The sequence below is a fragment of the Bartonella sp. AA78NXGY genome (genome assembly GCF_042197005.1).
Taxonomy (GTDB): Bacteria; Pseudomonadota; Alphaproteobacteria; order Rhizobiales; family Rhizobiaceae; genus Bartonella.
The window spans coordinates 1-715 of record NZ_JBHIRI010000087.1 but is presented as its reverse complement, the minus strand read 5'-3'; the positions used below and the strand labels follow the sequence as shown (position 1 = coordinate 715).

General features: G+C 44.3%; 1 pseudogene. It reads right to left on the bottom strand.

Annotated elements, in window-relative coordinates:
• A pseudogene (locus tag ACFINL_RS09775) lies at positions 1-715 on the bottom strand (hypothetical protein); the annotation flags it as partial.

Sequence of the window (715 nt, the reverse complement as noted above, 5' to 3'; positions counted from 1 at the left end):
GCTTTTTTCTGTGCTTGTTTGATAATCTCTTGCTTTAAATTAAGCGTATCGACCTTTGGACCCATCACATCTGTCAACGCATCCTTTACCCGTAGTGCACTCGCATCTTGTCTTTCATTCAAACGATTACTTAAGAGCGAATATGTATCATGGTCTTTTTTTGCTGCCTTAAAAGCTCTTGTAGCAAGCCCATCATGAAGATCAATAATCATTGAATCAGGACCACGCTGTTTTAATGCCCTTTCAAGCTTATCAACACCTTCAGCCCCTAAAGTTTGGCTTACATCCCTAAGCGCTCTATCGCTTATCTGAAATGCTTCTTTTTCTACACCTTGTGTTATTGGTTCAGTTTTACCAAACAATTTTCCAACTGTGTTTTTGAGAGCCGCAGGTGTTTTTTTCACAATAGCAGGCGTTTTTTTTAATGATCTTGTCGCAAAAGATGTTGCTTTTGATACACCACTGGCAACAAATGGTGTTGCAGCACCTAGCCCTGCACCAAACCCAGCAGACACTAGAGTATCTGCAAGCCCTTCCCCTTCACCACTGCCTGCTATTCCGCCATAAATGGCTCCAGTTTTTGCTGCACGCCCCAAGCTAAATTTTGCCGCCTCTTTACTTGCTACTGCTTTCATTGCTGCTTCACCTGCAGCTTTTGCCGCTGCCCGTTCCGCACCCTCTGCTAAAGCAGATTGCACCGCCCTTTCTCCTGCTG